Raw genomic sequence first — 26,657 nt, 5'->3', positions numbered from 1 at the left:
GAGGTGTTGAAAAATATTCAGCACATCCTCGTTGGAACGCTCGAACGCTGCCCCACCTGCCAGCGACCCCCGCCTACCTAACAAAGTACTACTAGGTACTCGCTAGGGTACGCACTCAGGGCAGCGACCACCGGAAAGTATTGCTCCGGAAAGCCGCCGCCCGGTGAACGCCATCGGGCTACTGATTCGCAGGCTCTGCATGCTCGGTCGGCGTGTGGATGATTTCCACGTATTCGTTCTGGTCATCCTCTGAAGGAACCCGGTAGGTGAACTCGTCATTGGTCAGCCTGGTGATCTGCGAGTCGCGCTCGAATAAGGTTGCGCCGGCATCATCCTTGGCAGTGATGTGACGGGTCTTGCCGTCCGCGGAAACTGTCCAGTCTCCGTGCATCTTCGGGGCGTCATCCAAGGTAAACATGGTGAAATCGCCCGAATCCTTGAAGTAGGCGTAGCCAACATAATTCTTCGCCGCGTCATCGCTCAGCTCCACTGCGTTGCCATTTTGGTCCACGGCCCCGGTGGTCTCCCACGCGGTGGAAGACAGCACCTGCGAAGGTGTCAGGGCCGCTGGCTCGGCATGATCGGTCGGGGTGTGGATGATGTCCACAAATACTTCGTTGTTCCCCTCTTCCGGGTAGGTGCGGTAGGTGAACTCGTCACCGGTCAGCTCGGTGATCTGAGAGTCACGCTCGAACAGGGTTGCTCCCGCATCATCCTTGGCAGTGATGTGACGGGTTTTGCCATCCGCCGAAACTGTCCAGTCTCCGTGCATCTTCGGGGCGTCATCCAGGGTAAACATGGTGAAATCGCCCGAATCCTTGAAGTAGGCGTAGCCAACGTAGTTCTTCGCCGAGTCATCGGTCAGCTCCACTGCGTTGCCGTCTTGGTCCACGGCCCCAGTGGTCTGCCATGCGGTGGCGGACAGCACCTGTGAAGGGGTCTGCGCGGCCGGCTGCTCAACGCTTGAGGAGTCGGCTGCCGCTTGGGAGGTGGTTCCCCCGCAGGCGGCCAGCAGGCTCATTGCCAGTACGGCCGAGCCCAGGGCGGTGATGGTTTTGGCTGGCTTGGAGGTGAATTTCATGGTGAATCCTTCGCATCGGCTTTTGGTGATATCTCCATCCTTCTGGTTTCGCCGCCAGGCGACATCTGGCGCCCGGCTATCAAAAAATAGCCGAATGGCTGATATCCCGGCTGGCGGATCTCCGTAGAATACGAAGCTATGGAGATAGTCGAACGGGCTGCACGCCGTGGAATTCTGGGCCAAATGCAGCGGTTGGACCGCTGGCTGGATCTCATATTTGTGGTGCTGCTGTTATCCAGCGCCCTGCGCTATCACGAACGCCACGACCTTTTTGCCGACGGCCTACCGGTTCTGCTTGGCAGTACCGGGCTGGTCATTGGTTATGCGTTGCGCCCGCTGGCCACCAAAAGAGGTTGGGGCATCGCCTGGTCCCTGATTGTTGTGGCCCTATGGGCGCTGCTGACACTGCTGGCCCCGAGTTTTGCGTGGTGTTCGGTGCCGTTGGCTTTTGCGGTGCTGCAGATGCTCCCCTTTACCTGGGCCGCGGCGGTGGTGTCGGCGATGATGGTGACGATTACGGTCGGCTGGCTGCGGGTGGGCACGGCCAGCGATCCAACACTGATTGCAGGGCCGATTGGGATCGGGCTGGTGACGCTGATTGTGTACCGGGCGCTGGAACGGGAATCCACGGCGCGGGCCAAAGCGGTCCAGGAACTGCTGCAGGCGCAGGAGGACCTGGCCCGCGAGCAGCGGCGTACCGGAGCCATTGCCGAAAGGACGCGCCTGTCTCGCGATATCCATGATTCCATCGGCCAGGACCTGTCCAGCATCAATCTCTTCCTGCAGGCCGCCGAACAGTCTTGGGGATCGGATGCCGCCCGCGACCGGGTGGATACCGCCGCACGGACCGCGCGAAGCGCCCTGGATACGGTCCGCCGGGTGGTGCGGGACCTGGCCGAGGAGTCGCTTGGCGCGGTATCCCCCGCAGCTCTTCGAAGCCAGTTGGAGGCAATTATTGCCCAACCCTGCGCGGATACCACCCTAGGTTTACGGTTTGAGGGCGAGACCCGTGCCCTGCCGGCCGATTTGGCCGAAGCTGTCATCTTCACGGCACGCGGCGCCTTGGCGAATGTGCGTGACCATGCGAGGGCCGGGCGGGCCATGATCACCCTGACATTTGAAGATGAGGCGCTGTTGCTGGACATCCGCGACGATGGATGCGGTTTCACCCCGCGATCACAGAACACCCAGTCACTGCGCGGTCATGGACTGCCGGGGCTGAGGCGGCGGGCACTGAGTTTGGGTGGTAGTTTTGCCGTTGAAAGTTCCCCGGGAGAGGGAACCACAATTTCAGTTGTTTTTCCCTGGGAGGAAACATGATCCGCATTGCCCTGGTTGACGACCATCCGGTGGTCCGCGCCGGCATCATTGCGCTCTTGGAAACCGCCCAAGACATTTCGGTGGTGGGACAGGGCCACGACGCTGACTCGGCCATAGAACTGGTCAAACGCGAAGCCCCGGATGTGGTGCTGATGGATTTGCATCTGGGCTCCGGACCAGGCGGAATCGAAGCCACCCGTGAGGTGCGTGCGCTTCCGAACCCACCGCAGGTGCTGGTGCTGACGACCTATGACACCGAAAGCGATATCCTCAAGTCGCTGGAGGCAGGGGCGCTCGGCTACCTGCTCAAGGACACTCCCCCGGCGCAACTCTTCGAAGCAGTCCGTTCGGTGGCACGCGGTGAAACGGTGCTGGCACCGGTGGTCGCGGCAACCCTGGTCAAACGTAATTCGAACCCCACCCCGCAGATCACTGCGCGGGAAGTTGACGTGCTGGAGCTGCTGGCGGACGGCAAAAGCAACAAGGAGATCGCCAAGGCGCTGTTTGTCTCGGAGGGCACCGTCAAATCCCACTTGGCGCATATCTTTACGAAGCTGGACACCGATACCCGAGCCGGTGCGGTGGCCGAGGCCATTGCTCAGCGCATCATCCGCCGGGCCTAGCTGGTCGACGGATTTCGTCATCTTGAAAACTCGCTCATGCGGCACCCGGTAAATGCTTCGTAACTGTGATCTGCCGTGAATTCAACACTAACGTGATGCCGTTCACCGTTAGGGGTGCTACTTCCACCCACAACGGCCCCAACTTTTCCACGTAACGATATTTCTTTTTCACGATGCGATTAGTCATGATCGTTAGGTAACCCCTCGACACGTCTTCGATAGCCTCGATCCGCGTAGCCGTTTGACCGCAAGGGTTGCACCAATGAGCCCATACGAACAGACACGACAGATCCCGCTAAAGGACCTGTCGTTCAGTTTTTCGTTCATCCGAAGGAAGTGACATGGAAGCATCTAGCATTCACAACGTTGCACGTGATCTACACCGGGCCGCCCGTAGCGGCGCACCGGTGTCCACCCTTGGAACCGAAACCCTAGACCTACAGCTTGCAACCATCATCGCCGCCCACGGACGTGAAATCGCCGAGCTCGAAGGCGACCGAGTGGTGGGCTACAAAATCGGCTTGACCGCGGCAGCCGTCCGAAATTCCTTCAACACCGACGGCCCCGTGCATGGATACCTGCTTGAAAGCACCCTGCTTGAAGCTGGCGGGTCAATCAGCACTCAGCAGATGAGCAAGCCTGCCGTAGAAGCAGAAATCGCCTTCATCATCGGTGAAGAACTCAACAATCCAGAAGCGACCGTCGCCGATGTCATTGCCGCCACCAAGTCCGTAGCTCCGGCGATCGAAATTGTCGACAGCCGCTGGAAGGGTGGACCGGCGAACCTTCCCCTGCTCATCGCAGACAATACGAATGCGGCCGCTGCAGTCGTTGGAGAACCCGTTGATCTTCCAGCCGACATCGCCGCGGCAACCAGCCTGCTCACCGTCGGCGCAACCGAGCACCCGGGTTCCACCGAAACAGTCATGGGAAACCCACTTGAATCCGTTGCGTGGCTTGCACGCTTTCTGGCACAGACCGCCGATGGCTTGAAGCGCGGGGATGTCATTCTCAGTGGTTCGATGAATGTTCCAGCACCGCTGGGGGATTCGCAAACTGCCACTGCAACCATCAGCGGCGTGGGAACCGTCAGCGTGAACTTCCACTAACCGTGGAATCGATCAAGCTGTCCTGCTCCCGCACGGAGCGGGACAGCTTGAGCTGGTGTTCAGCTCTCCCCAAACAGGAATCGCTTCAGGTTGCACGGTGCCAGGTGGACGGCCGCCCGCAAGCAAAGCCGAAGACCCCCGATACATCTTTGCAATGCTGTCAACCAGAATGCTCTCAACCGCCGCGGATCTAGAGTGATTCCCCGCGTGGATACGTTGCGAACGTTATTATTGTGGGTGAAGTGAGGTACGAACCATGCGCGGCTATAAAATCGCCCCCCTACACGGGTCTTCCGCCGAGGCGGAAAACGGCATTTTCAGTTGTTCAGGTTACTGAACCAATGTCCGGATATGTGATTGTTGATGCCCACGGTAATCATCAGTCGCGGATTCTGACCAAACCTCAACTGGATGTCGCTACTCAGCACACCATCAATGCGGTCTCCTTCAGCCGCACCGGTGACCTGGATGACCGCTGACAGGCGCTCGTGAACTTCAGGTACGAAAAGGAACAGGCAAGCTAGTTCGCAACAGAGATGCACCTTTGCACTTAGTACTGCTGATCTGTCGCGCCTGTCACCGGCAATGATTCGAGCCTTCAGTGCGTCAGGTCGGCTGTGCACCAAGCGTTCGGGCCTGTTCCGTGGTTACTTCACCGGGAAACTCGAAGGGAAAAGATCAGCGGTTGCACGTTTTTTGAAATCACTTTTGCTGAAGGACGCGACGTATTTGTCCATGAAGTTCTGCGCCTTGAGCACATAACTGCTGGTATCAACGGTGAGAATTTCCTTATTCTCCACAATCGTTTGGCCGGCAACAACAACACGGTTGATGTCTCGCCCATCTCCGTTCATGATCAGCGTGCGAATCGGGTCAACGTGCGGACCCATATGAGTGGACGCCATATCGACAACAAAATAATCGGCTTGCGCTCCCACACTCAAGCGACCGAGATCCTCACGCCCCAAGGCCCGAGCCGGTTCAACGGTCGCCGCGCGGTAGAGGTCTTCCGCCAGCGCGGACGAGCGTTCTGCGGTGAGTGTTTTGGTCATCCCCATGGCCAGGTCCAGGCCGCGGATCATGTTTGGCGGAGCCGAGTCGGTGCCCATCACCACGCGGGTTCCCTGGGCCAGGTAATGATCAAAATTATCGATCCCCCCTCCGTAGTGAGCGGTGGGAATCGGGCAGTAGATCACCGTGGTGCCGTTCTCCCCCAGCAGTTTCACATCCTCACCCTGGCCGTACTTTTCTGGCATATGCCGGTTTCCCGGCACGGTCCACACGTGTGGGATGAAGGTTTTTTCCTTCAGGAACCCGATCTCGTGCAGGTAGGGAATCGAACGTTTGCCGGTGCGTTGGAAGACCATTTCCATCTCGCCTAGTCCTTGGGCCGCGTGCAGCCGGACCGGAAGGTCCATTTCGTCAGCGGCGCTGCGGGTCAGTTTCAGGGTGCGTTCACTCTGCGTCTCGATGCGGGCCGGCAGCAGGGCCGCCCGAATACGCCCGTCGGCGGTTCCCTCAAAATCTTCAGCGAATTTCAGTGCCTGCTGCAGGCCCTCGATTCCCTTCGCCTCATCCTCATGCAGCCTGACAGCCTGCCCATCGGTATAGGGAACCGACGCCCGGTAGCTCGGGCCCAGATAACCGCGGATGCCAAGATCCTTCACCGCCCCGGCCAGCAGTGCCAGATCCTCGTAATCTTCGCACCACGGGAAGTACGTTTCGGCGGCAATGGGCATGATGGTGGTGATGCCGTTGCGCACCAGTTGGCTGACGGCGAATTGGCGGCGGAATAACATCTCCTCAGGTGTGAATACCGCGCCGTGCTGATGCAGGTACTCCTGCGACCACATCAGGCCGAGCCGGCGGTCGCCCGAGGGCCAGGAGTCGAACAGCGCATGATCGATATCAGCCAGCGCATTGGTGTCGACGAATCCAGGCGACACGATCGCGTGCCCCGCAGCAATCTCCACGTCAACACGCCCGGTGTAGCCCCTGCCCACAAAAATGATCTTGTCATCCTCGTGAACCAGTTCACCCTGCGGCCAGATGCAGTGATCGTCATTTTCAAATCCGATAACAAAGGCTGCGGTAACGCGGGTGATCCGACCCATTTGAGACTCCTTGATGTTGTATACCGCGACTTGGCTGGTCCAAGAAACGGTTCATGCGAAATGCCAAAACCTGCCGGCGCGAAGCAGCCCACGGGGCTCGTTGTCCTTCAAACACCTTGTTTTTGAACTTGTTTTTGAACACGGCAGAAAATAAACGGCCGCCGGGCTCTCGCATACCCGGCGGCCGTTGGTCATATGGTCGCTAACCTCAGTAGCTGTTTGCTACCGACAGGACTTTCAGCCCATCGGCAACAACGCGGCCGTCGTGAATCACGGTGCGGTCCTTGCTGCGGTCCATCACGGTGGAGACAACGGTTTCGCCCTCCACCAGCACCAGGTCGGCGCGGTCCCCCACGGCAACACCCGGGCGGTCTGCCACCGAGGCCAGCCGCGGAACGTCGTGGCTCATGATGGAGGCGCCGCCAATGGTGGCAACCGCCAGGCAATGCTCGATCAGCTCGTCCTTGCGGAAGCCGTTAACGAAGGCCAGCTGCCAGGTGCGATCCAGCAGATCGCAGTTGCCGTACGGGCTCCAGTAGTCACGCTGGCCGTCTTCACCCAGCCCGAATCGCACCCCGGCCTCGGTGAGCGCCGCCAAGGACAGGTGGTTGGAGGTGCTTGGAGCGACCGAGGTCATGGCGATATCCAGCTCCGCAAAGGTCTCAATCAGCCGGCGGCTGGTTGCCTCATTGACGCTGCCCAATTCATAGGCATGGGAAATGGTGACCTTGCCCTGCATGCCCAACGCGCGGGTGCGCTCGGCAATCAGCTCGGCGGAGAACACCCCCTGGGTGCCGTGTTCGTGCAGGTGGATGTCGATTTCGGTCTGGTATTTTTCCGCCAGGCCGAACACCACGTCGAGGTGGCGGACCGGGTCGCGGTCCAACTCGCACGGGTCGATCCCGCCCATGACATCGGCACCGGCCTTCAGCGCGTCTTCCAGGTACTTTTCGGTGCCCGGTTCAAGCAGGATGCCTGCCTGCGGGAACACCATGATCTGCACGTCAGCCTCGTTGGCGAACTTTTCCTTGGCCGCCGCGACTGCCTCGTATTTTTCAAGTTTGCAGTCCACATCAACCTGGGCGTAGGAACGCACCCGGGTGGTGCCGCGGGCGATCATCCGCTCCAACGTCCCGGCCACGCGCTCGGTGAGTCCTACCTCCGCGTCGCGCCAGTTCTCGCGGTCATTGCTCATCATGCCCCAGACTCCCGGGCGGCCGGTGTGCTCGCGGAACGGCAGACCGATACGGGTTGAATCCAGGTGCACATGCACGTCGGTGAAGGATGGGATCACGATCCGCCCGCGGCCGTCCACGTCCTCGGCGCCAAGCTGGCGTGCCGGGTCGTGGGCGGTCATTGAGACAATTTTTGCGCCCTCAATGGTGATATCGCTGGCGTTGCCGCCCCAGGGGCGGGCGTTGCTGATCAGCACTGTATGTTTCCTTCCATAACTGATGCGGTAGTGGTATTCAGAATAGTCTTAGGCGCCAACGGCCGCGGCCAGCTGCGCCTGCGGGAAGTGGCACGCCATCTGGCCCGTCGGCACCTGCGAGGTGCAGCGCTGCTTGCCGGCATCACCCAGCAAGGCGAAGGCCGGGCAGCGGGTGCGGAACACGCAGCCCGACGGCGGATTACTGGGGGACGGCAGGTCCCCGCCCAGGCGGATGCGTTCGGTCAACGCGGCGTCCAGGTCGACACTCGGCACCGCCGACAGCAAGGCGCGGGTGTAAGGGTGGCGGGGGTTCTCAAAAAGCTCGGCCTTGGGTGCCTGCTCCATGATCTTCCCCAGATACATCACGGCCACCTCATCAGCCATGTGCTTCACCACGGCCAGGTCGTGGGCGATGAAGATATAGGAGACCCCGGTGTCCGCCTGGATGTCCTTGAGCAGGTTGACCACCTGGGCCTGGACCGAGACGTCCAGCGCGGAGACCGGCTCGTCGCAGATCACCACTTCCGGGTCCAAGGCCAAGGCGCGGGCAATGCCGATACGCTGGCGTTGGCCGCCGGAAAATTCATGCGGGAAACGGTTTGCATGCTCCGGGCGAAGACCTACCCGGTCCATCAAATCCGCAACCTTGGCCTTGATGCCGCCGGGGACCTTGATTCGTTGTTCCACCAACGGCGCGGCAATGGCCGAGCCGATGGACTGGCGGGGGTTGAGCGAAGAGGCCGGGTTCTGGAACACCATTTGCACCCGCCGGCGGAAGCTGTCCAGCGGTTTGCCCTTCAGCGCACTGATTTCCTCGCCGTCCAGCTTGATGCTGCCGAAGGTCGGATCCAGCAGCCGCATCAGCACCTTGCCGGTGGTGGACTTGCCGCACCCCGATTCGCCCACCAACCCCAGGGTGGTGCCGCGCTGCAGGGTGAAGCTGACCCCGTCCACCGCCTTGACCGCACCCACCGTGCGGCCCATTGAGCTTTTGATCGGGAAGTGTTTGGCGAGGTTTGCGACCTCTAAGAGTGGTGTGCTCATAAGCCGGCTCCGATCAGGCTTGTCTCATTTATCAATGACAGTTCGTGTCCATGGCAGCGCACCGCGTGGTCATTGCTGGTGATCAGTTCTGGGCGCTGGTTCAGGCAACGGCCATCGGGCACAATTTTCGCGAACTCGCAGCGGTCCGCGAAGATGCAGCCTGCAGGCAGCGCCAGCAAGGCCGGCGGGGATCCGGGGATCGGGGTCAAGCGGTCGCTCTCACCGGACAGGTGCGGCATGGAAGCCATCAACCCGCGGGTGTAGGGGTGGGAGGGGCGCTGGAAAATCTGGCGCACGCTGGCCTGCTCAACACATTGCCCGCCGTACATCACCACCACACGCTGGCACAGCTGGGCTACCACACCCAGATCATGGGTCACGAAGATGACCGCCGAGTTGGTCTCTGCCTGCAGGTCGGAAATCAAGTCGAGGATTTGCGCCTGCACCGTCACATCCAGGGCGGTGGTCGGCTCGTCCGCGATCAGCAGTTCCGGCTCGCAGACCAGGGACATGGCAATCATGGCGCGCTGGCGCATGCCGCCGGAAAATTCATGCGGGTAGTTGTCCACCCGGCGTTTGGGATCCGGGATCCCCACCCGCCCGAGCATATCGATGGCCACCTGGCGGGCCGCCTTTTTGGACACCTTGTTGTGCACCCGGTAGGCCTCGGCAATCTGCGAGCCCACCGTGTAGAACGGGTGCATCGCGGAGAGCGGGTCCTGGAAGATCATCCCGATTTTTTTGCCGCGGAACGGACGCATGGCATCTTCGCTCAGCGTCAGCAGGTCGGTGCCCTCAAAGGTGATCTCCCCGTCGATCTGCGCCCGGGAATCCTTGAACAGGCCCATGATCGCCTGGCTGGTGACCGACTTTCCGGAGCCGGATTCACCAACCAAACCCACGGTTTCACCGCGGTTCAGGCTCAGGTCCATCCCGTTCAGGGCGGAGACCAGTCCGTCATCGGTGGGGAACTTGACGGTCAGGTTCTTGACCGACAGCATCGGTTCCATTTAGTTCACCTTGACTCTCGGATCGATGAAGGCGTAGGCAATGTCTACCAGGACGTTGAAGAGGATGATGAAAAACGCGGCCAGCATGGTGATGGCCATGGTTACCGGCAAATCGCCGCTGGTCGCGGCCTTGACCGCGGTGAACCCGAGCCCCGGAACGGAGAAGATCTGTTCGGTGAGCACCGCGCCGCCCAGCAGCGCACCCAGGTCAAGGCCGAGCATGGTGATGATCGGGGTGATCCCGGCACGCACACCATGCTTGAAAACAATGCTGCGGCGGCCCAAACCCTTGGCTCGGGCGGTGCGCATAAAGTCTTCGGAGAAGGTCTCAATCATGTTGTTGCGGGTAATACGCACATACTGCGCGGAGAACACCACGGCCAACGCGACCCAGGCCAAAAAGTAGTTGTTCACCCAGGCCATGAATCCGGCTTCCCCGAAGGGGGAAACAATCTGGTTGGTGGTGAAGGGGAACCAGCCAAGGGTTCCGACAAATACCAGCAGCAGCATCAGGCCGGTGACCGGGATGGGCAGGGAAACGCCCACGGAGGACGCCCCGACGATAAAACGGTCGGTGAGTTTCCCCTTCCGCATCGCAGCCAGCAATCCGAAACCTACACCCACGAGGGTCCAGATCAGCACCGCGCCAACAGCCAGTGAGAGGGTGTACGGCAGCGCGTTGGCGATCATGTCCGTGACGTTCTCATTGGTCTGGAAGCTCTTGCCCAGGCAGGGCCAGGCGCATAGCTGTTCGGCGCCGGGAGCGCCGAGCATCCGCGGTCCAACCAGCCCGGAGAGGAATGCGAGGTACTGCGCGAAAAACGGCTTATCCAGGCCCAGCGCAATACGGGCTTGTTCCACCCGGTCCGGGGTGCATTCCTGGCCGCAGGCGGCCGAGGCCGGATCCGCCGGGCCGAACTGGAAGAGGCTGAAGGTGATAAAGCTGACGACGAGAAGCAAAATCAGCATCGCGCCGAATCTGCGGAAGAGGAAACTAACCATGAGTGTGTTCCTTACTTAGCGACGCCGACCGTGCTCAGGTCGATGGAGCCGAAGAAGTAGCCAACCTGGGCGTTGCGGATATTGGATCCGACCACCGAGTTGGTGTAGGTGTGCATTGTCGGCACCAGTGGATAGGTGGCCATGACCTCGTTGTAGATCTCGGACCATTTGGCGCCCAGTTCTTCTGCGGTGCCGTTTTCGCTGCGCAGCTCGTACATCTTCGCCGACAGCTCGTCGTCGTAGAACCGCGGGATGTTGCTGAATCCGTAGGTCTTGCCATCCAGGGACGGGCCGAGGTTCGGATCGGTGGTCATCCGCACCGAGGAGGAGTCTGCGCCGCCGCACCAGCCGGAGCGGGCGATGTCAGGCATCTGGTCCCCGGCCAGGGTGGAGTAGTAGTTCGCGGCGGGAATCGGGCGCAGTTCCAGATCGATGCCCAGTTCCTTCAGGTTCTGCTGCAGCACGGTGCCGATGTTCTTGTAGCGTTCGGTGGAGTTCGCGTAGCCGTAGACCAGGTTTGTGGGAACGTCCTTGCCTTCCAGCAATGCCTTGGCTTCTTCAAGCTTCGGTTTGCCGTCTGCGGACAGGTCTGTCTTCTGCTCGGTGAGCCCCACCATGCGATCGGTCAGGGTGCTGGTGACCAGCTGGCCGAAGCGGGCACCGCCGTACTGCACCTGGATCGACTCGCGGTCCATGGCCAGGGCGATGGCCTTGCGGACGTCGGGGTCCTTGATGGTCTCGGTGTTCAGGTCGATCACGTCGATGCAGCCCAGGAAACCGCCGGCGGTGCGGTCCTTGATCTTTGGATCGTTCAGGCTCGCGGCATCCGAGGCCTGCAGCGCGCCGTTGGAGTCAAGGGTGATGGAGTTCGGGTCGGAGTCTGAGATCAGCTTCTGGGAGATGGTCGACTGCGAGCTTGAAAGGCTGAAGCTGAAGCTGTCTGGCAGTGCGGTGCGGTTTTCATCTGTTGCCGCATCCCAGTTCTCATTGCGCTCAAGCACCAGCTCGCGGCCGCGCTCATAGCTCTTGACCTTGTACGGGCCCGAGGAAATCGGGTGGTTGGTGTAGTCGAGTTTGGTGTCCTTCTCTTCCGGCACCGGTGCGGTGTTGGAGCGGGAGACCAGGGCCGGGAACTCGGCGAACGGCTGCTTGAGGTGGAACACCACGGTTTTGTCATCCGGGGTTTCAATGGCATCCAGGTCGCCATCGGTGTAGGGACCCTTGTAGGCGTCGTCGATCAGCGCCGAGTTCAGCTCCTGCGGAGCCTGGGTGTAGACGTCGCGGGCGTAGGTGCGCTCAACACCGTACTTGATGTCCGCCGAGGTAATCGGGGTGCCGTCCTCGAACTTCAGCCCGTCTTTCAGGGTATAGGTCCAGGTTTTTCCATCCTCGGAAACGGTGCCGGTGTCGGTGGCCAGATCCGGAACGATTTCTGGCGGCTGGCCGGCGGTTTCCTTGGCCATGGTCAGCGTGCGGTAGTACAGCTGGCCGACGTTGGCGGTCTGCACGTAGTTCGAGTTTCCTGGATCCAGGGTTGCGAAGTCGGCAGACATCAAGACGTTGACGTTTCCACCCTTTTCGGTGAAGCCCGACTGCACGATGACCGGTGCGTAAGGGTCCGTTGGGGCACCGCTTGCACCGCCCTGAGGTGCCTTGGCTCCACCGGCGCAACCGGTCAAGGCAAATGCCGCTACTGCTGCAACTGAGAGCAGTTTTGTGGCTCGCGAATTCATGAGTCCTCCTAAGGGATCTTCTACTGCGAGTGGGAATCGGTAAAAAGCTAAGGATCAGCGTGAAGACTTGGGATCCAGTGCGTCGCGCATGGCATCGCCAAGCAAGTTGAAGGCCAGCACCGTCAGGATCAGGGCAATACTCGGCACCGCGAGGAACCACGGGTCCTGCAGGTACCAGTTGCCGGCTTGGGCGGCGTTGAGCATCTGGCCCCAGGACGGAGTCGGATCCTTGACGCCTACCCCGAGGAAGGACAGCGCCGCTTCAGCGGTGATGTTGGTCGGGATCATCATGGTTGCGTATACCAGCACCACGCCCATCACGTTGGGGATGACCTGCTTGATGATCATCGACCAGTTTTTGGTGCCGAAGGACTTTGCCGCGTCCATGTATTCCTGTTCGCGGATCGAAAGCACCTGGCCGCGAACCACGCGGGCCAGATAGGCCCAACCGAAGAATCCGAGCACGATGACCAAGGAGGCAATCGGGACAAAGGAGCCGCGGGCCAATGCCGTGCCCGAGAGCCGCGACTGCAAGATGGGGGCAATCGACAGCACCAGCAGCAGGTGCGGGAAGGCCAGGAACAAGTCCATGATGCGGCTGATGACCATGTCCACCTTGCCGCCGAAGTAGCCTGCGGCCGCCCCGAGGATGGTTCCCAGCACGACCGAGACCAAGGTCGAGAGCAGGGCAATGATCAGCGAGACTCGCGCACCGTAGGCCAAGCGTGCGAACAGGTCGCGTCCCAGGCCGGGTTCAACACCCAACCAGTGTTCTGCGCTGGGGTACATGTAGTACGGCAGCGGCAGGCCGGGGACGTAGAAGTTGTCCAGTACTTCGGGAGAAGTGTTGGTGGTGTATGGATCTTGTCCCTCAATCGCCACCAGCAGCGGAGCGAGAATCGCGAAAAGCACCATACCCACCACGATGGCCAGGCTGACCATTGCAACGGGGCTTTTGCGGATGCGCATCCATGCGGTTGCCAGCAGCGAACGCCCGGTGGCTACCGGCTTCTCCGCGTCCGATGCCGAAGGTTTTGAGGCCGTCGCGGTCATTGGCTGGTCCCCCTGTTGCTAGTGAGTGATCTGGGTTACTGGGAAAACTGTATACCAAAACATAGTGATCTGGAATACCAAACTTGAAACACTTGCGACACAATTGAAGGTAAGGTCATAAAATCACAGGTCAAACGATATTTCATGCAATATTATCGGATACCAAACAAGTGTTTCATAAATACCGGCAGTGAATTAGGTGCACAATCGGTATCCCAATAGACCTTTGGGTAGAAAAATACCCGCCAGGCATCATCGGAGTGATGTTGCCTGACGGGTTGCGAACCTTAGCGGGCCCCGGCCAGAACTTTTTGTTGTCTTGTCATGGCGCTAGTGCGGCTGGTTTCAAGATGCCTTGGGATCAGCACGTCCATGGCAGCAACGTCGCGGGCGGCAATGGCGTCATAGAGCCGCTCATGTTCGAGCGCCATCTCCAAGAGGTCGTCATGCTGGGCCATCAGCCAGCGCATTCGGCCACCCAGCGAACCGTGCAATTCACACAGGAGTTCATTCCCGGACATGAGGTTGACCAAATCATGAAATTTGGTACCGGCGCTGCGCGATGCCGCGGCGTCGCCGCACCGCGCGCTTACCAGCTCTTCATCCAAGGCGCACCGCAGTTCGTCCAACGATGAACGGGTATATCTTTGAGCGGCTAGCTTAAATGTCATCAGCTCAAGTGCCACACGCACCTCGATAACGTCAGCGATATCCGATGCCTTAAATTCCCTGACAACCGCCCCGCTTCGTGGTCTTTGGGTCACCAAACCTTCGGAGATCAGGGTCTGCAGCGCTTCGCGCACCGGCAGTCGACTCACCCCTAGGTCGACAGCGATTTTACGTTCGATAAGCCTGGATCCAGGTTGCCTGATACCATCGATGATCGCGCAGCGCAGTTGTTCGGCGATCCGAATTGCTTCCGGTTCAAAGGTTTGCTTTTGTGACATTCAAAAACTTCCCACCACTTCTGGGTGCGACAAAGCTGAAGAACAGCGTGATTTTTAGTGATACTTTGTCGCCCAAACTTTGTGCGGGCGTTCATTCTCACGGCGTGGCAGGTTCTTCTGCCAATCGACCGTCGTCTTTTGCGAGTCGTTGAGTCTGCGCGGTAGCCGGCTCCGAGCACTTGCATCGGTGCCGGGCTACAAACGTCAAACAAGGTCGAGCGCTATCTCAATGGGCACTCTCAGCCGCTCATTCGGGCTTCAGTGCATACTCTATCCACTTTTGGTATTCCAAAGGTAGGTGATGTCTCAACGTTGATTTTTATGACTTTCGGGCGCTCGGGAACAGCACCAGGCACCAAGGAGCGGAACTCGAGTTTCGAGTATTTCTGTACCGACCCGACGCACACACTCCCCGATGACTGATGGGTCGCCAAAGGCGCACCGGTCAATTCAAGGACCAATGAGTACCGGATCATCCGATAATTCGTCAGGCGCTGAACTGCAAGCGAGGTAGTTCGCTTGCTACTGCGTGTCCGCGGTACGTTCCGTGGCGCTAGAGCGGCTGGTCTCCAAATGCTTGGGCACCAACACTTCCAGGGCGGCGACATCGCGCGCGGCGATTGCTTCATACAACGCCGTGTGCTCATGCGCCATTCCCAGGACGTCATCATGCTGCGTCATCAGCCAGCGCATACGTGCACTGAGATTCTGGTGGAGCTCATAGAGCAGGACGTTGCCGGACATCGAGTTGATCAGGTCATGGAATCTGGCCGCCTCGCGGCGGGCGGTGAGCATGTCACCACGCTGGGCGTGTTCCAGCTCGCTGTCCAATACTTCACGCAGTTCCTCTAAACCCTGGCGAGTGTATCGCTGGGCAGCGAGCTTGAACGTCATAAGCTCCAGACCGCTACGCACCTCAATCAGATCGGCAATATCCGTCGCCGTAAACTCTCGCACCACAGCCCAGCTGCGCGGTCGTTGAGTCACCAGACCTTCAGACACCAGCGTCTTCAGTGCTTCGCGCACGGGCAAGCGGCTCACACCTAGTTCGGTGGCAATGTCGCGCTCAACCAGCTTGCTTCCGGCAGCCCGTGTCCCGTCGATGATCGCGGCGCGAAGCTGTTCGGCAATTCGTACCGCTTCGGGTTCGAACTCTTCGGTCTGCGACATATCCGGGACATCCTCATCACTCTGGCTTGTTTTCTAGCTGACACTGAATACCGAGCGAAGAGTTCCGCACACCGTGCGACTGAATTTAGAGCGACAGGTCAAGCTCTACTCCGAGCCCTCTTTTCACGGCACGTTCTAGAGCAATACTACCGATTGCCAAGTCCAGTGCACCGATTCCCACGGAGTTGAACAGTGTTATGTCATTTTCATGGCCGCGTCCGGGTAATGCACCAGCAACGACGGCTCCCAGTTCGCCGGCGATGCTGTTTTCACCGATCGCCCCCTCAGCCAAAGCCATCAGGTATTCCCCCGACTTCGATTGCGCAGTTCCCAGATGGTCGACAAAAACCTTGGCTCGGGCCATACCCTGTGAATCGATCTCTCGCTCGGTGGGGCGGGGGCGCGCACCGACCGCATTGATGTGCATTCCTTCACGGAACCACTCCCCCTTGATGATGGGCTCGACCGAAGGCGTTAAGGTGCAAACGACGTCGCTTTGAGTGAAAACCTCTTCAAGCTCTGGCACGGAAACAACGTCGACATCAAAACGGGCCACCGCCTTCTTGAATTGTTCGATGCGGGCTTCGGTGCGGGACCAGACCACCACGCGCTGCACATCCATGACACAAGAAAGCGCTTCAACGTGCGCGACGGCCAGGTTTCCCGCACCGACAAGTCCTAGAACCTTCGAATCCCGACGGGCAAGGTGGCGCGTTGCCACGGCAGTCGCCGCGGCAGTGCGCATTTTGGTCGGCACCCTTCCATCGAGCATCGCCAAGGGTGCTCCGGTGAGATGGTCGGCCAGAACAATCATTGAACGCTGCGTCGGCAGAGTGCGGTCCGCGTTGGACGGCACATCGGCAAGGAGCTTCACGGCCGCGATGGCTGGATCTGCGGCCACCGCCGACATCACAATGAAACGTGAGTCCGCAGAGTCCACGTGCATGGTTGTCGGTGTGGGCTGAGCTGCCGTCTGGCGAGAGAGATCGCCAAAAATTTTGTCTACGGCTTCCACCGTCGAAGGCATATCAAGCAGTGATTCCAGCGTGCTGGCGTTGAGCATGAGTGTCATCGTATTTAGGTTCCTTCATGGGTGTAGGGATCGCTATCTCAAACTATAGTCATTTTGGTATCCCAAAGCTAGGTTCCTGTGTTTCCTACCTTCAACTTTACAAAACGAACCACACCTCCTGCTAACACTGAGAGCTTCCACGAATACAGTATTTGCCCATGTAGGAAAGACAAATTCTGAACATAAGCACGTACCTGAACGCCGATTTGATGACGCGCTAACCGTTCAATCGCGTCATCAAGTTTCGGGATACCTTTTGAGATCGTTAGTTCTTTCGTGCGGCCAGCACGCTGTAGGGTACATCCTGACCTACGAAGCTGATTTCCAGCAGTCGGGTCCGTTGGGCATACCGCGAGTAGGCCGCGGGGATCAACAGGTGGAGCCGCCCGGAAACTGTACTGAAATACAGCAAACGGCCATCCCTCCAGTGAGACGTGTGGCCCTGTCCAAATTTTTCGCCCCGGGTCAGCACACTCTCGGAGAAACCGTTGAGCATCATGATGGTGTCTTCAGCGTTCAGCCCCCGAACCAGAAATTCTGGATGCCCGATCTTGCTCAAGCCCACCGTGTAGCCGTAGGGCTCGTTGGATTCGTTGCCTTCCACATAAACAATGGATCTTCCGTATTCCTGGATGTGGCGATTCGTTTTGGCATTGACCTGTTCCCGCGTCATTCCGTTGCACATGTCGCACATGATCGATTCCCCCGGCCTCAGCTTGCCAAGGCGTCCAGGCTGGACGCGACCTGGTCGTTGCTGGCTTGCCTGACGCACAGAATCCGCACGTCCTCATCGCCAAGCAGTTCATCGTAGAAGAACATCTCGCGAGCGGGGCCGGGCAGCTCAAGTACTTCCAGCGACGGATAAAAGGATGTCGACGTGGTGCCTGCTCGAAAAGTCTTGCCACTGTAGAGCACTTGCTCGATCAGGTGCTGGAGAAAAGTGCGCACCGAATCTTCAGCCGCTCCGGTGACAAAAAGTTCCGGGTGTCCATAGGTGGTCAGCCCAATCGAAAATGCGGCGAAGCGTCGTCCGTCGTCAGGGATAAAGGCGAGAACCGCGTAACCCACATCTTCCAACTCCCGTTCCAGTCTGCACATCATGTCTTCACGGGGTGTACTGCTGAGGAAGCTGAAACTTCCGCCGAACTGTTTCATGGTTGGTGCTCCTTCGTCTGCGAACCGAGTAACCCAAGTTTGGGCTCGACCGGCAAAGGCTGGGGTGCATACCGACGAATTGTGGATAACCGCAAAACCTGTATACAAGTGATTCCCGTGGAGGGCCGCCATAACATACGAAAGCGCCGTTCCGAATCATCTGATTCGGAACGGCGCTTTCACACAGCAGGTTTGGGGCCTCGCAGGCTCCTAGAAGCAGGAAGCCTGCGTGAGCACTTAGCCCTTTGTGGCTGCGGCACCTACCGCCGCGGCCACCGCTGGCATCACACGATCATCCAAAGCCGAAGGAATGATGTAGTCGGCCGACAGGTCATCCCCGGTAAGCTCTGCGATTGCGTGAGCGGCGGCAACCTTCATTTCCTCGGTGATCTTCTTCGCGCCGGAGTCCAGCGCACCGCGGAAGATGCCCGGGAATGCCAGCACGTTGTTGATCTGGTTCGGGAAGTCGCTACGGCCGGTAGCAACCACAGCAGCATACTTCGCCGCAACATCCGGCATGACCTCCGGAGTCGGGTTGGACAGTGCGAAGATGATTGCATCCTTGTTCATCTTGGCCAGTGCTTCTTCCGGGAAGGTCGAGGAAGACAAACCGACCACAACGTCGGCTCCGTCCAGTGCCTCGGAAAGCCCACCCATCACATCATCACGGTTGGTGCGCGTCGCCAGATCAGCCTTGAACTGGTTCAGGTCATCACGCTCGCGGTGGATGGTACCTCGCGAGTCAAGGACAATCACGTCAGCTACCCCGGCGGACAGCAGCAGGTTCGTCACGGCAACACCGGCGGAACCGGCACCCGAAACAACAACCTTCATGGAGCTGATGTCGCGCTTGACCTGACGCGCCGCACCAATCAGGGCAGCCAGTACCACCACGGCGGTGCCGTGCTGGTCATCATGCATCACCGGAACATCAAGTTCTTCGATCAGGCGGCTTTCAATCTCAAAACACCGAGGTGCGGAGATGTCTTCCAGGTTCACTGCCCCGAAGCTTGGCTGCAGGCGGACAATCGTTTCCACGATTTCGTCCACGTCCTTGGTATCAAGCACCAGTGGGATGGAGTCCAAACCACCGAATTCCTTGAACAGCGCGCATTTTCCTTCCATCACCGGAAGCGAAGCGGCGGCGCCAATGTCGCCAAGACCCAATACGGCGGTACCGTCGGAAACCACTGCGACCAGACGCGAGGCCCAGGTGTGGGTGGCGTGTTTTGCCGGATCATCGGCGATTGCCTGGGAAACCTTTGCAACACCCGGGGTGTAGGCAATGGAGAGATCACGCTTGGAATTCAACGGCATTTTCGACGCGACGGTCAGTTTGCCACCGAGGTGGGAGTCGAAGATTTCGGCGTCGGTGATGGTGGACAGGTCTTTGCTGGATTCAACAGACATTGAATAGCTCTACTTTCAAGAAAGTTCTGAATGACGAAAACGCAGTACCCACGAAACTTGTGGCATAGCGTAGGAACGCGCATGACCATTCATCCGACCGCAATGGAGCCTGAGTCTGCGCAGTTAAGGCAGATATCACGCATCCAGATGCACAATTCCCCGAGTGGAGCAGCCTGGTAAGGCGAAGCGTTCCCCCACGGTGTGCCGGAAGATGGCTGGTCAGTACTTTCTTTAGACCTACAATTTCCACCATACGGGAACTGTGTGTCGCTAGACAACCCCTGATCGACTCAATTGGTTAATATTTCTTGGCGCTCCCCGTGCAACAAGCTGGTTGTGAGCCACCATCGGATACACCCGCGAGGAAATCCGAGATCTTGGTGCTGTTTCCGCGCCACATGAGCGCTTACCCTACGACATTGCTTATGGATCGAGGCTGACCAAGCAGGATCTGCGCGAGATCTCCACCAAACAATTCCAAGCCGTGGAGAAGGTTCGTCGAGCTTCACGACCGGTTGCCAACGGGAATTCTCCACAACCCCGAGGCATAAAGGCCATGCTGGTCAGTTCACGTACCGTAGCAGAGGGGAATCTACGGTTTGGCTGCAGGAGGTATTCGAATAGCCAAGCCACCAGGGCAATGAAGGGCGGTCCGTTTCCGTGCTTTCATCGCTCTAATTTTCGGGCAGTGGATCATGGAGTACAGCATTGTAGGCAGGCTGTTCGCGCAGGAACTCCCGAAGGGTAGGAACCGCAAAATCTACATAGCCATGAGCCACTGTCTTTATGATCCCCTGAGCGAGAAGGCGCAGACGGTATTGGCCACCGTAGACTTGGGACACTCCAAGCCTTTGTGCAACTACAGAAGTTCTCGACGGCCCGTTGTCCTCGGCCATGGCCAGAATGTAGGACCGGTCGATGTCGGAAAGCGACTGGTAAGCCGACTGCACCACGGTGGTACCCATACGCCTCCGGGCCTTTTCAAGCCCCGCAGCCAAAGCTTCGTCGGTCACCACATAATTAGACTTTGAAGCTTGAGACCAGACGTAGTATCCAACGAGCTGAATGAGGAATGGGTAGCCACCGGTAGCTTCTGCCAGTTGCTGAATTTTTTCTTCGCCAGCTTCAACTCCGCTGTCGCCAAATGTTTCCCTAAAAGCGTTGGCAACCTCCTGGATGGGTGCTGTGTTCAGGTCGTATTTTTCGGCGCGACGCAGGAAAGTGGTTACCCCTTCGTTGAGCAGGTCTTCGACCGCCTTGGGAAGTCCCGCAAAAGCCATTCCGATGGGGAGTTCCTCGCGAATCATATGCTGAACGACAGTGGCGATTTCAGCCAATTCTCCCCGGTCGATCCCATGGATTTCATCTACTGTGATGAGCAGTCCGGTGCCGTTCTCATCGAGCTTCTGCAGTAGCTCTGTCAGAATTGTTCGCCAGTGGATGTCCTCCGTTGGTGCCAGTTCGGCGGCCACTTCAAGCGGGCCAAGCTTCACACCGGTGATCCTGCGTCCTGCTGGTCCGTCCAAAAGCTCGGCTTTATGCTTGCGGATCGCGCTGTAGATTCTTCGAACCAGTCCTTCTGTTGCAGTTTCGGAGATCACGATCCACCCGTGATGTATGGCTTCGTCCTCGATTTCACCGAGCATGACCGTTTCGCCGATCCCGCGCGCACCCGAGTAGATCGATAGCAGGCCGGGAGCACCAGCTCCATTTTCGATGCTTTCTGCGAAATCTTCACGGATTTCGTCTCGCCCTACCAATAGAGGTGGACGGGCGCCAGCGGTTGGTTTGAACGGGTTTCGTGGTGTTCCCATACTCGTGCACCATTTACATTCTTTAAATTTTTTAAATTTTATAATAGTTGCCTGTTTCCAGCCTATCCCCACGACCACGCAATGGCCACAGCTACGTGAATCTAGTCGTATGGAGAAGTTCAAACCACTTTAATCACCTCCAGGAGGCACCAACATGATGGCTTGGCATCAAGGTGTCACCAGCGCCGCAGCATGGGTCGTACTCAGCGCGCAGATCGACCTTCCATTGGGGCATCGTCGCCAAAAAACAGCCTCCTAACCGAAAGTCTTACAATCGGTCTCGGCCTCATGGGTGTCTCCGCCGCAGGAGTCAGTACCGGCGCGCTCGTCTGCGCTGGTGCAGACCTACTGCCCGATGCGGACCGCCGCGACGCCACCAAAGCCCTTGTTTGCCACCCTGGTCGAACGCCATGTGCGCCGGCATCGGAGAGCTATCCGGCGGATACCGACATGGCACCGACTCGATCATTGGCATCGCCGGCTTCATGGCTGTCCTTTGGGTTCAAGATACCGTCGTCCAAAAGCGGTCAAACCAATTTCACCTGCCCACGATTTGGCAATAATAGTGTGCCGACACTGTGTAGAGACAGAAGGACTGGTCACGGCCACCAAAAATCACGCGGCGGCGGTGGGCCGTGAACGAGCTGTGGCAAGATGCACCAACTGCTCCGTCAGCTCGGCTTCCAAACGTCGTTGCAATGCCTCGGCATGCACCGTTCCGGCCACATTCAGCAATTCATCCGGATCGCTTCGGTGGTCATACAATTCGGTGATTTCGGTACCCATATAGCGGGTCAACCGGCCTTCGGCGGTAATCACGGTACGCATACGCACCGGTGCCGGAAGACCGTCCAAGGCAAAAGGCTGGTCCTCCTCGATCAGCAGCGAGGCAGATCCCGCTGTTGCTGAGAGCTGGCCGTCAACCGCCAAACTGCGGCCCTGAATCCCCCGGAAACTTGGCACGTCGGCCAGGTCCATCACGGTGGGGGCGAAATCTGCACTGGAAACCAATTCATCACTGCGCTGCCCTGCACTGCCGGGAACGTGGATCATCAGCGGCACCCGGGTCACCGCCCGGTAGTGCACAAAATGTTTCAGCATCAACCCGTGATCGCCAAAAAGATCACCGTGATCGGAGGTGAACACTACCACCGTGTTCTCCGTCTGACCGGTCTCTTCCAAAGCCTGGAGCACCCGTCCGATCTGCTCATCCATATACTCGATCAACCCGTACTGGGCGGCGGCGGCCGCCCGATATTGCTCCTCGGAGACGGCAAAGGTCATGGTCAGGTCCGCATTCGGCGTCCCTCGCACCTCGTGCATCCGACGGATGTGTTCCGGCGAGCGCTCGTGGTTTTGCTCAAACCCCACGGGCAGGCTCAACTGCTGCGGGTCGTAACGCTGCGCATACTCACGCGGCGGGGCAAATGGGTGGTGCGGGTCGGGGAAGGAGACAAACAGGAAAAACGGGTCGTCGTTTTCTGCTGCCTCGCGGACCCGATGTTCGGCTTGTTGCCCGATGTAGCTGGTGGGATGAAGCTGCGCCGGGATGGAAGAGGTGTACACCTGTTCCCAGCTGTGCAGCACATTGCTTCCGTTAGCGGCCCCGCCCAAGGTCAACGGGTCGATCCCGCGCTCCCGCGCCCAGTGCAGCCAGTGGCCACCGGGTGCATCCCCATGGCCAATGACCAGGTCAACGTCCTGATAACCGTAATAATCCTTGGGGAGTTCCACGAACTCCCGTTCGTGGCGTGCCCGGTTTTCCCACTGGTCCCAGCCCGGTTCCCGTGTCGGCTCCACCGCGTCGGGTAGCCGCGGGTCGAGCAGTCCCGGGGCGCTGTCGTGGATCTGCACCCGCTGCTCTGGCTCGAAGTCCCATCCCATGTTCTGGTGATGCAATTTGCCCACGGCGGCGGTGCGGTAGCCGCATCCGGCCAGCTGGCGCACAAAGGTGGACGCGTCGGGGTTCACCGGGATGCCGTTGTATTGGGTTCCGTGGCTGCTGGGCCACCGGCCGGTCAGCAGGCTGGCGCGGTTGGGCATGCAGGTTGGGTTGGCGACGTGGGCCTGGTTGTACACCATGGAGGACTCGGCCAAACGATCAATGTTGGGTGTGCGCACCTCGGTGTTTCCATAGGCTCCCAGGTGGTCGGCCCGAAGCTGGTCGGCAATAAATACGATGATGTTCGGCCTGATGCGCGGCCCCTGCTCCCGGCTCATGCTTGGGCCTGGCGAATCAGTGAGAGCACCTTGGTGCGTTGCGCGGAGAACTCCGGCAGTGCGCGGGTGTCGATCTGGTTGCGCGGGGCGGGCAGTTGCACGTCCATGACTTCCAGTACCTTGGCTGGTTTGTGGCCGATGGCCACAATCCTGTCCGAGAGGTAGACCGCCTCGTCGATGTCGTGGGTGACCAGCAGGATGGTCATGCCCAGTTCGTCGCGGATTTTCAGGCACAGGTCTTCGAGCTCGAAGCGGGTCTGGGCATCCACGGAGGCGAAAGGCTCATCCATGATCAGGATTTCTGGCTGGTAGGCAAGGGCTCGGGCAATCGCCACACGTTGCTGCATCCCTCCCGAAAGCTGCCAGGGGTAGCGTTTGGCCGCATGGGACAGCCCAACTTCTTCCAGCGCGGCGTCGATGCGCGAGCGGACTTCGGCTGCGGGAAGCCGCAGGTGGCGCAGTGGCAGGTGCAGGTTTTTCTCCACGGTCAGCCACGGCATCAGCGAGCGGGAATAGTCCTGGAAAACCAGTGCCATTTCTGCCGGCGGCCCGGAGACTACCTTGCCGTCGATTTTCATGACCCCGCCGCTGGAGGGTTGCAGTCCGGCCAGGCATTTGAGCAAGGTGGTTTTGCCGACACCCGAGGGGCCGACAATACAGACCATTTCCCCGGCGTTGACGGAGAAGGACAGGTCTTCGATGACCTCCACGGCCTTGGGGCCGGTGCCGTAGGTTTTGGCCAGTGCGCTGACCGATAGGCGTGGGGTGGCCTCGCTCTGGGAGAGCTCAGGCACTGGCTGGTCAATGGTGGAATTCATGAGACTTTCTCCATTTTCTTGGAGCCGATGTACCAGGACAGTGCCCGGTTCTTGACGAGGTTGAACAGCAGGTTGCTCAGGAAGCCGATCAGGCCCAGGAGCAGGATTCCCGCCCACATGTCTGCGGCCATAAAGGTCTGCTGGGCGAGCAAGGTCATGGCGCCGATCCCTTGGGCGGTGCCCATCATTTCCGAGGCAATCATGACGATGAAGGACACCAGCAAACTGACCTGCATTCCGGCGGCGATTTGCGGTCCGGCCGAAGGCAGGTAGACGGACAGCAATCGGTCTTTGCGCGAAAGCTGGTACACCGTGCACACGTCCCGCAGCCCGGAGTCCACCGAGCGGATGCCGTCCATGGTGGCGATCATGGTGGGGAACACCGCGGCAATCACAATCGAGGAGATCCGCATTTCGTTGCCGAAACCCACCAGCGTGATCAGGATCGGCACCAGTGCCACCGGTGGTATCCCCCGCAGAAAGTGCAAGGTGGGTTCGAACATGGCGCGCAGCAGCGGTACCGTGGCCAAAACGAAACCCAGCAGCACCCCCAGCACTACGGCGATCACGAATCCGAGCAACAGGTTTTTGAGGCTCGGGATGATGTCGGTGGAGAAGTGCTCGAAGATCCACAGGTCGCCGAATCGGGAAAGAATCTGGGTTAGCGGCGGGAAAAACGCGTTGGTTGATGAGCTGGAGATCCCGAACCAGGCCGCAATCAGCACCAGCGGGGCCGCGACCGCCAGGGTGAGGTTGAACAGGTGGCGTTTCATTTCTCAACCTTTCTAAATGCTGGGTGCCAATGCAGGACCCGTCGTTCGATCAGCGCCGAGCAATTCTGCGCCAGGAGCCCCAGAACACCCAGGACAAGGACCAGGGCATATACCAGCGGATAGTTGCCGGAGGCTTGGGCGCCGTAGATGGCGCTGCCGAGTCCAGGTGCCCCGCCAAGCAGCCCTGCGACCACCACGATGATCAGCGCGGTTGGCGCCCCGATGCGTACCGAGGTGCCGATATACGGTGCGGCGGAGGGAAGGGTGATCCTCCAGAGCCGTTCGACCGGACCCATGCCGAAGGAGCGGGCGGTGTTCAGTGCCACCGGGTCGGTGTCGTTGACTCCGGCAATCACCTGGATGGTGGTGGCCAAAACGCTGCCGCACAACACCAGGACCAATGCCATGGTGTTGGTGGGGCCGAAAATCATGACCATCAGCGGCAGGATCACGATGGGCGGAATCGGCTTGAGGAATTCGGTGACCGCCAGGGTGAGGTAGCGAACCGTGTCGATGGTGCCGATGACCAGTCCGAGGATGACCCCGCAGATCACCGACAGCACCAATCCCAGGGCGGCCAGCCAAACGGTGATCCAGGTGTCGGCCCAGAAGTCGCCGCTGCCGAGCAAGGCGGCAAGTTCGGCCAGGGTGGCTCCAACGGTGGGCAGTCCTTGGCCGAAAACCTGCGCGGAGGCGGCCGCCTGCCACAGCAGCAACAGCAACAGTGCTCCGAGAATCCCGAGCACCGCACGGGAGATGGGGCTATTTGGTGTCCAGGATGAGGCTGTCATCGAGTTTCACCTCTTCGGTGAGGTAACCCAGCTCAACCAGGCGCGAGTCGACCCGTTGCAGGTCTTCCAGTTCAACGGACAGCGGCCAGTAGTTTTCGGCTCCCAGTCGAATGGTGTCCAGGTCAATGCCGGTGATCTGCGCGGCAACCTCATCCATCTCATCCAGGTTCTCATTGGCGTAGGCGTTGGCCTTGTAAATGGCCCGGGCAAAACCATCCATCACCTCGGGTTCTTTCGCCACCGTGCTCCCGCCGGCGACCCACAGCCCCACCGCTCCGGACTCGAAAAATTCAAGCCCGGGATTTCCCAGTAGTTCCATTCCCTGCTTCTGGGCGTTGGTGGAGAAGGGTGCCACCAGTCCGGCGGCATCCACCCGTCCCTGCTCAAGGGACTGCAGGGAACTGGCCGGATCCAGTACCATCCAGTTGATGGTTGCCGGGTCCCCGCCGTCTTGCAGGACCATGTTGGCCACCGTCACCTCGATCTGCGCCTTGCGGGCGGGAACTGCGACCTTTTTGCCTTCCAGATCCTTGGCCCGGGTGATGCTCGATCCCGGTTGCACAAACAGCGCGGTGTCATCAACCTGGGATGGGTCATCGGCGGCGCCTTCCTCGCCGTAGCCATCGGCCGCGGCAACAACCTTCAGGTCGATGTTCTGGGATAACGCGTTGATCAACGGGATGGAAGGGGTGTAGGAAAGATCCAGCTGCCCGGACTGGGCCGCGGCGATACCGGCTGGCGGGTTGGCAACCACCGTGGTCTCAACCTCCAGTCCTTCCTCGGCGAAATACCCCCTGTCGATGGCGGTGGTGATCGCGGCATCCGAACCGATACCGATAATCCCCACGGTGAGTTTGGTTTTGCCGTCGGCGGAGGTCTCGGTTGCCTCGCCGCCGGAGCAGGCGGCCAGGGTGGCCCCCAGGCTGAGGGTGAGCAGGAGTCCTGAGAGAGTGCGGAGTTTCATGG

Annotated in this window: 24 protein-coding genes; 4 read left to right on the top strand and 20 right to left on the bottom strand. The window is 59.5% G+C overall.

Annotated elements, in window-relative coordinates; translation table 11 throughout:
* Positions 1-178: 178 nt before the first annotated feature.
* Positions 179-1,081 carry a DUF4822 domain-containing protein gene (locus tag ACIOWL_RS05245; RefSeq protein WP_400382386.1) on the bottom strand — a complete coding sequence of 301 codons (903 nt, stop codon included), beginning with the start codon at positions 1,079-1,081 and terminating at the stop codon, positions 179-181.
* Between the two features lie 138 nt (positions 1,082-1,219).
* On the opposite strand from ACIOWL_RS05245, the gene ACIOWL_RS05240 reads away from it, so the two are divergent.
* From ACIOWL_RS05240 to ACIOWL_RS05225, 4 genes are all read left to right on the top strand, one after another.
* On the top strand, positions 1,220-2,401 hold the full coding sequence (locus tag ACIOWL_RS05240) for a sensor histidine kinase (protein ID WP_400382385.1): 1,182 nt from the start codon (positions 1,220-1,222) through the stop codon (positions 2,399-2,401).
* Positions 2,398-3,024 carry a response regulator gene (locus tag ACIOWL_RS05235; RefSeq protein WP_400382383.1) on the top strand — a complete coding sequence of 209 codons (627 nt, stop codon included), beginning with the start codon at positions 2,398-2,400 and terminating at the stop codon, positions 3,022-3,024. Before ACIOWL_RS05240 ends, ACIOWL_RS05235 begins: the two co-directional genes overlap by 4 nt.
* Positions 3,025-3,365: 341 nt before the next feature.
* Positions 3,366-4,133 carry a 2-keto-4-pentenoate hydratase gene (locus ACIOWL_RS05230; RefSeq protein WP_400382381.1) on the top strand — a complete coding sequence of 256 codons (768 nt, stop codon included), beginning with the start codon at positions 3,366-3,368 and terminating at the stop codon, positions 4,131-4,133.
* A gap of 341 nt (positions 4,134-4,474) precedes the next feature.
* Positions 4,475-4,612, top strand: coding sequence for a hypothetical protein (locus ACIOWL_RS05225; protein WP_400382379.1), 138 nt, complete (start codon positions 4,475-4,477; stop codon positions 4,610-4,612).
* 168 nt (positions 4,613-4,780) lie between these two features.
* Here the strand turns inward: ACIOWL_RS05225 and ACIOWL_RS05220 are convergent, their stop codons facing one another.
* From ACIOWL_RS05220 to ACIOWL_RS05130, 19 genes are all read right to left on the bottom strand, one after another.
* Positions 4,781-6,247, bottom strand: coding sequence for a chlorohydrolase family protein (locus tag ACIOWL_RS05220; RefSeq protein WP_400382377.1), 1,467 nt, complete (start codon positions 6,245-6,247; stop codon positions 4,781-4,783).
* Between the two features lie 208 nt (positions 6,248-6,455).
* Positions 6,456-7,679: an amidohydrolase family protein gene (locus ACIOWL_RS05215; protein ID WP_400382375.1), complete on the bottom strand. Its 1,224-nt coding sequence runs from the start codon at positions 7,677-7,679 to the stop codon at positions 6,456-6,458.
* Positions 7,680-7,727: 48 nt separating this feature from the next.
* The gene (locus ACIOWL_RS05210) at positions 7,728-8,723 is read right to left on the bottom strand and encodes an ABC transporter ATP-binding protein (RefSeq protein WP_400382373.1); all 996 of its coding nucleotides are present in this window, start codon (positions 8,721-8,723) and stop codon (positions 7,728-7,730) included.
* Positions 8,720-9,733, bottom strand: coding sequence for an ABC transporter ATP-binding protein (locus ACIOWL_RS05205; protein WP_400382371.1), 1,014 nt, complete (start codon positions 9,731-9,733; stop codon positions 8,720-8,722). Before ACIOWL_RS05205 ends, ACIOWL_RS05210 begins: the two co-directional genes overlap by 4 nt.
* The gene (locus tag ACIOWL_RS05200) at positions 9,734-10,735 is read right to left on the bottom strand and encodes an ABC transporter permease (RefSeq protein WP_400382369.1); all 1,002 of its coding nucleotides are present in this window, start codon (positions 10,733-10,735) and stop codon (positions 9,734-9,736) included.
* Positions 10,736-10,746: 11 nt separating this feature from the next.
* Complete coding sequence (locus ACIOWL_RS05195; RefSeq protein WP_400382367.1) at positions 10,747-12,468, bottom strand: ABC transporter substrate-binding protein; 1,722 nt, start codon at positions 12,466-12,468, stop codon at positions 10,747-10,749.
* Between the two features lie 54 nt (positions 12,469-12,522).
* Positions 12,523-13,521: an ABC transporter permease gene (locus tag ACIOWL_RS05190; protein ID WP_400382365.1), complete on the bottom strand. Its 999-nt coding sequence runs from the start codon at positions 13,519-13,521 to the stop codon at positions 12,523-12,525.
* A 287-nt stretch (positions 13,522-13,808) separates the two neighbouring features.
* Entirely contained in the window at positions 13,809-14,468 is a 660-nt protein-coding gene (locus tag ACIOWL_RS05185; protein ID WP_400382363.1) for a GntR family transcriptional regulator, read from the bottom strand.
* A 522-nt stretch (positions 14,469-14,990) separates the two neighbouring features.
* Positions 14,991-15,638, bottom strand: a complete 648-nt coding sequence (locus ACIOWL_RS05180; protein WP_400382361.1) for a GntR family transcriptional regulator — start codon at positions 15,636-15,638, stop codon at positions 14,991-14,993.
* A gap of 85 nt (positions 15,639-15,723) precedes the next feature.
* Positions 15,724-16,710, bottom strand: coding sequence for an ornithine cyclodeaminase family protein (locus ACIOWL_RS05175; RefSeq protein ID WP_400382359.1), 987 nt, complete (start codon positions 16,708-16,710; stop codon positions 15,724-15,726).
* Between the two features lie 265 nt (positions 16,711-16,975).
* Positions 16,976-17,395, bottom strand: coding sequence for a DUF4262 domain-containing protein (locus ACIOWL_RS05170; RefSeq protein WP_400382357.1), 420 nt, complete (start codon positions 17,393-17,395; stop codon positions 16,976-16,978).
* 26 nt (positions 17,396-17,421) lie between these two features.
* Positions 17,422-17,865, bottom strand: a complete 444-nt coding sequence (locus tag ACIOWL_RS05165; protein WP_400382356.1) for a DUF4262 domain-containing protein — start codon at positions 17,863-17,865, stop codon at positions 17,422-17,424.
* Positions 17,866-18,102: 237 nt separating this feature from the next.
* A complete protein-coding gene (locus ACIOWL_RS05160) occupies positions 18,103-19,275 on the bottom strand; it encodes an NADP-dependent malic enzyme (RefSeq protein WP_400382354.1) in 1,173 nt (390 codons plus the stop codon).
* Between the two features lie 674 nt (positions 19,276-19,949).
* A complete protein-coding gene (locus tag ACIOWL_RS05155; RefSeq protein ID WP_400382352.1) occupies positions 19,950-21,089 on the bottom strand; it encodes an AAA family ATPase in 1,140 nt (379 codons plus the stop codon).
* Between the two features lie 615 nt (positions 21,090-21,704).
* Positions 21,705-23,309 carry a sulfatase gene (locus tag ACIOWL_RS05150; protein ID WP_400382350.1) on the bottom strand — a complete coding sequence of 535 codons (1,605 nt, stop codon included), beginning with the start codon at positions 23,307-23,309 and terminating at the stop codon, positions 21,705-21,707.
* Entirely contained in the window at positions 23,306-24,127 is an 822-nt protein-coding gene (locus ACIOWL_RS05145) for an ABC transporter ATP-binding protein (protein WP_400382348.1), read from the bottom strand. The genes ACIOWL_RS05150 and ACIOWL_RS05145 overlap by 4 nt, the downstream gene beginning before the upstream one ends.
* The gene (locus ACIOWL_RS05140; protein ID WP_400382346.1) at positions 24,124-24,900 is read right to left on the bottom strand and encodes an ABC transporter permease; all 777 of its coding nucleotides are present in this window, start codon (positions 24,898-24,900) and stop codon (positions 24,124-24,126) included. The genes ACIOWL_RS05145 and ACIOWL_RS05140 overlap by 4 nt, the downstream gene beginning before the upstream one ends.
* Positions 24,897-25,691 carry an ABC transporter permease gene (locus ACIOWL_RS05135; RefSeq protein ID WP_400382345.1) on the bottom strand — a complete coding sequence of 265 codons (795 nt, stop codon included), beginning with the start codon at positions 25,689-25,691 and terminating at the stop codon, positions 24,897-24,899. Before ACIOWL_RS05135 ends, ACIOWL_RS05140 begins: the two co-directional genes overlap by 4 nt.
* Complete coding sequence (locus tag ACIOWL_RS05130; RefSeq protein WP_400382343.1) at positions 25,663-26,655, bottom strand: ABC transporter substrate-binding protein; 993 nt, start codon at positions 26,653-26,655, stop codon at positions 25,663-25,665. The genes ACIOWL_RS05135 and ACIOWL_RS05130 overlap by 29 nt, the downstream gene beginning before the upstream one ends.
* Positions 26,656-26,657: the final 2 nt, after the last annotated feature.

It is taken from the genome of Glutamicibacter sp. NPDC087344 (assembly GCF_044744225.1).
In the GTDB taxonomy this organism is placed as follows: domain Bacteria; phylum Actinomycetota; class Actinomycetes; order Actinomycetales; family Micrococcaceae; genus Glutamicibacter.
This window is presented reverse-complemented; position numbering and strand designations above follow the sequence as displayed.

What these genes read in the sequence shown, in the direction of transcription:
- ACIOWL_RS05245 (WP_400382386.1), bottom strand. Translation starts at nt 1,081, where the DNA reads ATGAAATTCACCTCCAAGCCAGCCAAAACCATCACCGCCCTGGGCTCG.
- ACIOWL_RS05240 (WP_400382385.1), top strand. Translation starts at nt 1,220, where the DNA reads ATGGAGATAGTCGAACGGGCTGCACGCCGTGGAATTCTGGGCCAAATG.
- ACIOWL_RS05235 (WP_400382383.1), top strand. Translation starts at nt 2,398, where the DNA reads ATGATCCGCATTGCCCTGGTTGACGACCATCCGGTGGTCCGCGCCGGC.
- ACIOWL_RS05230 (WP_400382381.1), top strand. Translation starts at nt 3,366, where the DNA reads ATGGAAGCATCTAGCATTCACAACGTTGCACGTGATCTACACCGGGCC.
- ACIOWL_RS05225 (WP_400382379.1), top strand. Translation starts at nt 4,475, where the DNA reads ATGTCCGGATATGTGATTGTTGATGCCCACGGTAATCATCAGTCGCGG.
- ACIOWL_RS05220 (WP_400382377.1), bottom strand. Translation starts at nt 6,247, where the DNA reads ATGGGTCGGATCACCCGCGTTACCGCAGCCTTTGTTATCGGATTTGAA.
- ACIOWL_RS05210 (WP_400382373.1), bottom strand. Translation starts at nt 8,723, where the DNA reads ATGAGCACACCACTCTTAGAGGTCGCAAACCTCGCCAAACACTTCCCG.
- ACIOWL_RS05205 (WP_400382371.1), bottom strand. Translation starts at nt 9,733, where the DNA reads ATGGAACCGATGCTGTCGGTCAAGAACCTGACCGTCAAGTTCCCCACC.
- ACIOWL_RS05200 (WP_400382369.1), bottom strand. Translation starts at nt 10,735, where the DNA reads ATGGTTAGTTTCCTCTTCCGCAGATTCGGCGCGATGCTGATTTTGCTT.
- ACIOWL_RS05195 (WP_400382367.1), bottom strand. Translation starts at nt 12,468, where the DNA reads ATGAATTCGCGAGCCACAAAACTGCTCTCAGTTGCAGCAGTAGCGGCA.
- ACIOWL_RS05190 (WP_400382365.1), bottom strand. Translation starts at nt 13,521, where the DNA reads ATGACCGCGACGGCCTCAAAACCTTCGGCATCGGACGCGGAGAAGCCG.
- ACIOWL_RS05185 (WP_400382363.1), bottom strand. Translation starts at nt 14,468, where the DNA reads ATGTCACAAAAGCAAACCTTTGAACCGGAAGCAATTCGGATCGCCGAA.
- ACIOWL_RS05180 (WP_400382361.1), bottom strand. Translation starts at nt 15,638, where the DNA reads ATGTCGCAGACCGAAGAGTTCGAACCCGAAGCGGTACGAATTGCCGAA.
- ACIOWL_RS05175 (WP_400382359.1), bottom strand. Translation starts at nt 16,710, where the DNA reads ATGACACTCATGCTCAACGCCAGCACGCTGGAATCACTGCTTGATATG.
- ACIOWL_RS05170 (WP_400382357.1), bottom strand. Translation starts at nt 17,395, where the DNA reads ATGTGCAACGGAATGACGCGGGAACAGGTCAATGCCAAAACGAATCGC.
- ACIOWL_RS05165 (WP_400382356.1), bottom strand. Translation starts at nt 17,865, where the DNA reads ATGAAACAGTTCGGCGGAAGTTTCAGCTTCCTCAGCAGTACACCCCGT.
- ACIOWL_RS05160 (WP_400382354.1), bottom strand. Translation starts at nt 19,275, where the DNA reads ATGTCTGTTGAATCCAGCAAAGACCTGTCCACCATCACCGACGCCGAA.
- ACIOWL_RS05155 (WP_400382352.1), bottom strand. Translation starts at nt 21,089, where the DNA reads ATGGGAACACCACGAAACCCGTTCAAACCAACCGCTGGCGCCCGTCCA.
- ACIOWL_RS05150 (WP_400382350.1), bottom strand. Translation starts at nt 23,309, where the DNA reads ATGAGCCGGGAGCAGGGGCCGCGCATCAGGCCGAACATCATCGTATTT.
- ACIOWL_RS05145 (WP_400382348.1), bottom strand. Translation starts at nt 24,127, where the DNA reads ATGAATTCCACCATTGACCAGCCAGTGCCTGAGCTCTCCCAGAGCGAG.
- ACIOWL_RS05140 (WP_400382346.1), bottom strand. Translation starts at nt 24,900, where the DNA reads ATGAAACGCCACCTGTTCAACCTCACCCTGGCGGTCGCGGCCCCGCTG.
- ACIOWL_RS05135 (WP_400382345.1), bottom strand. Translation starts at nt 25,691, where the DNA reads ATGACAGCCTCATCCTGGACACCAAATAGCCCCATCTCCCGTGCGGTG.
- ACIOWL_RS05130 (WP_400382343.1), bottom strand. Translation starts at nt 26,655, where the DNA reads ATGAAACTCCGCACTCTCTCAGGACTCCTGCTCACCCTCAGCCTGGGG.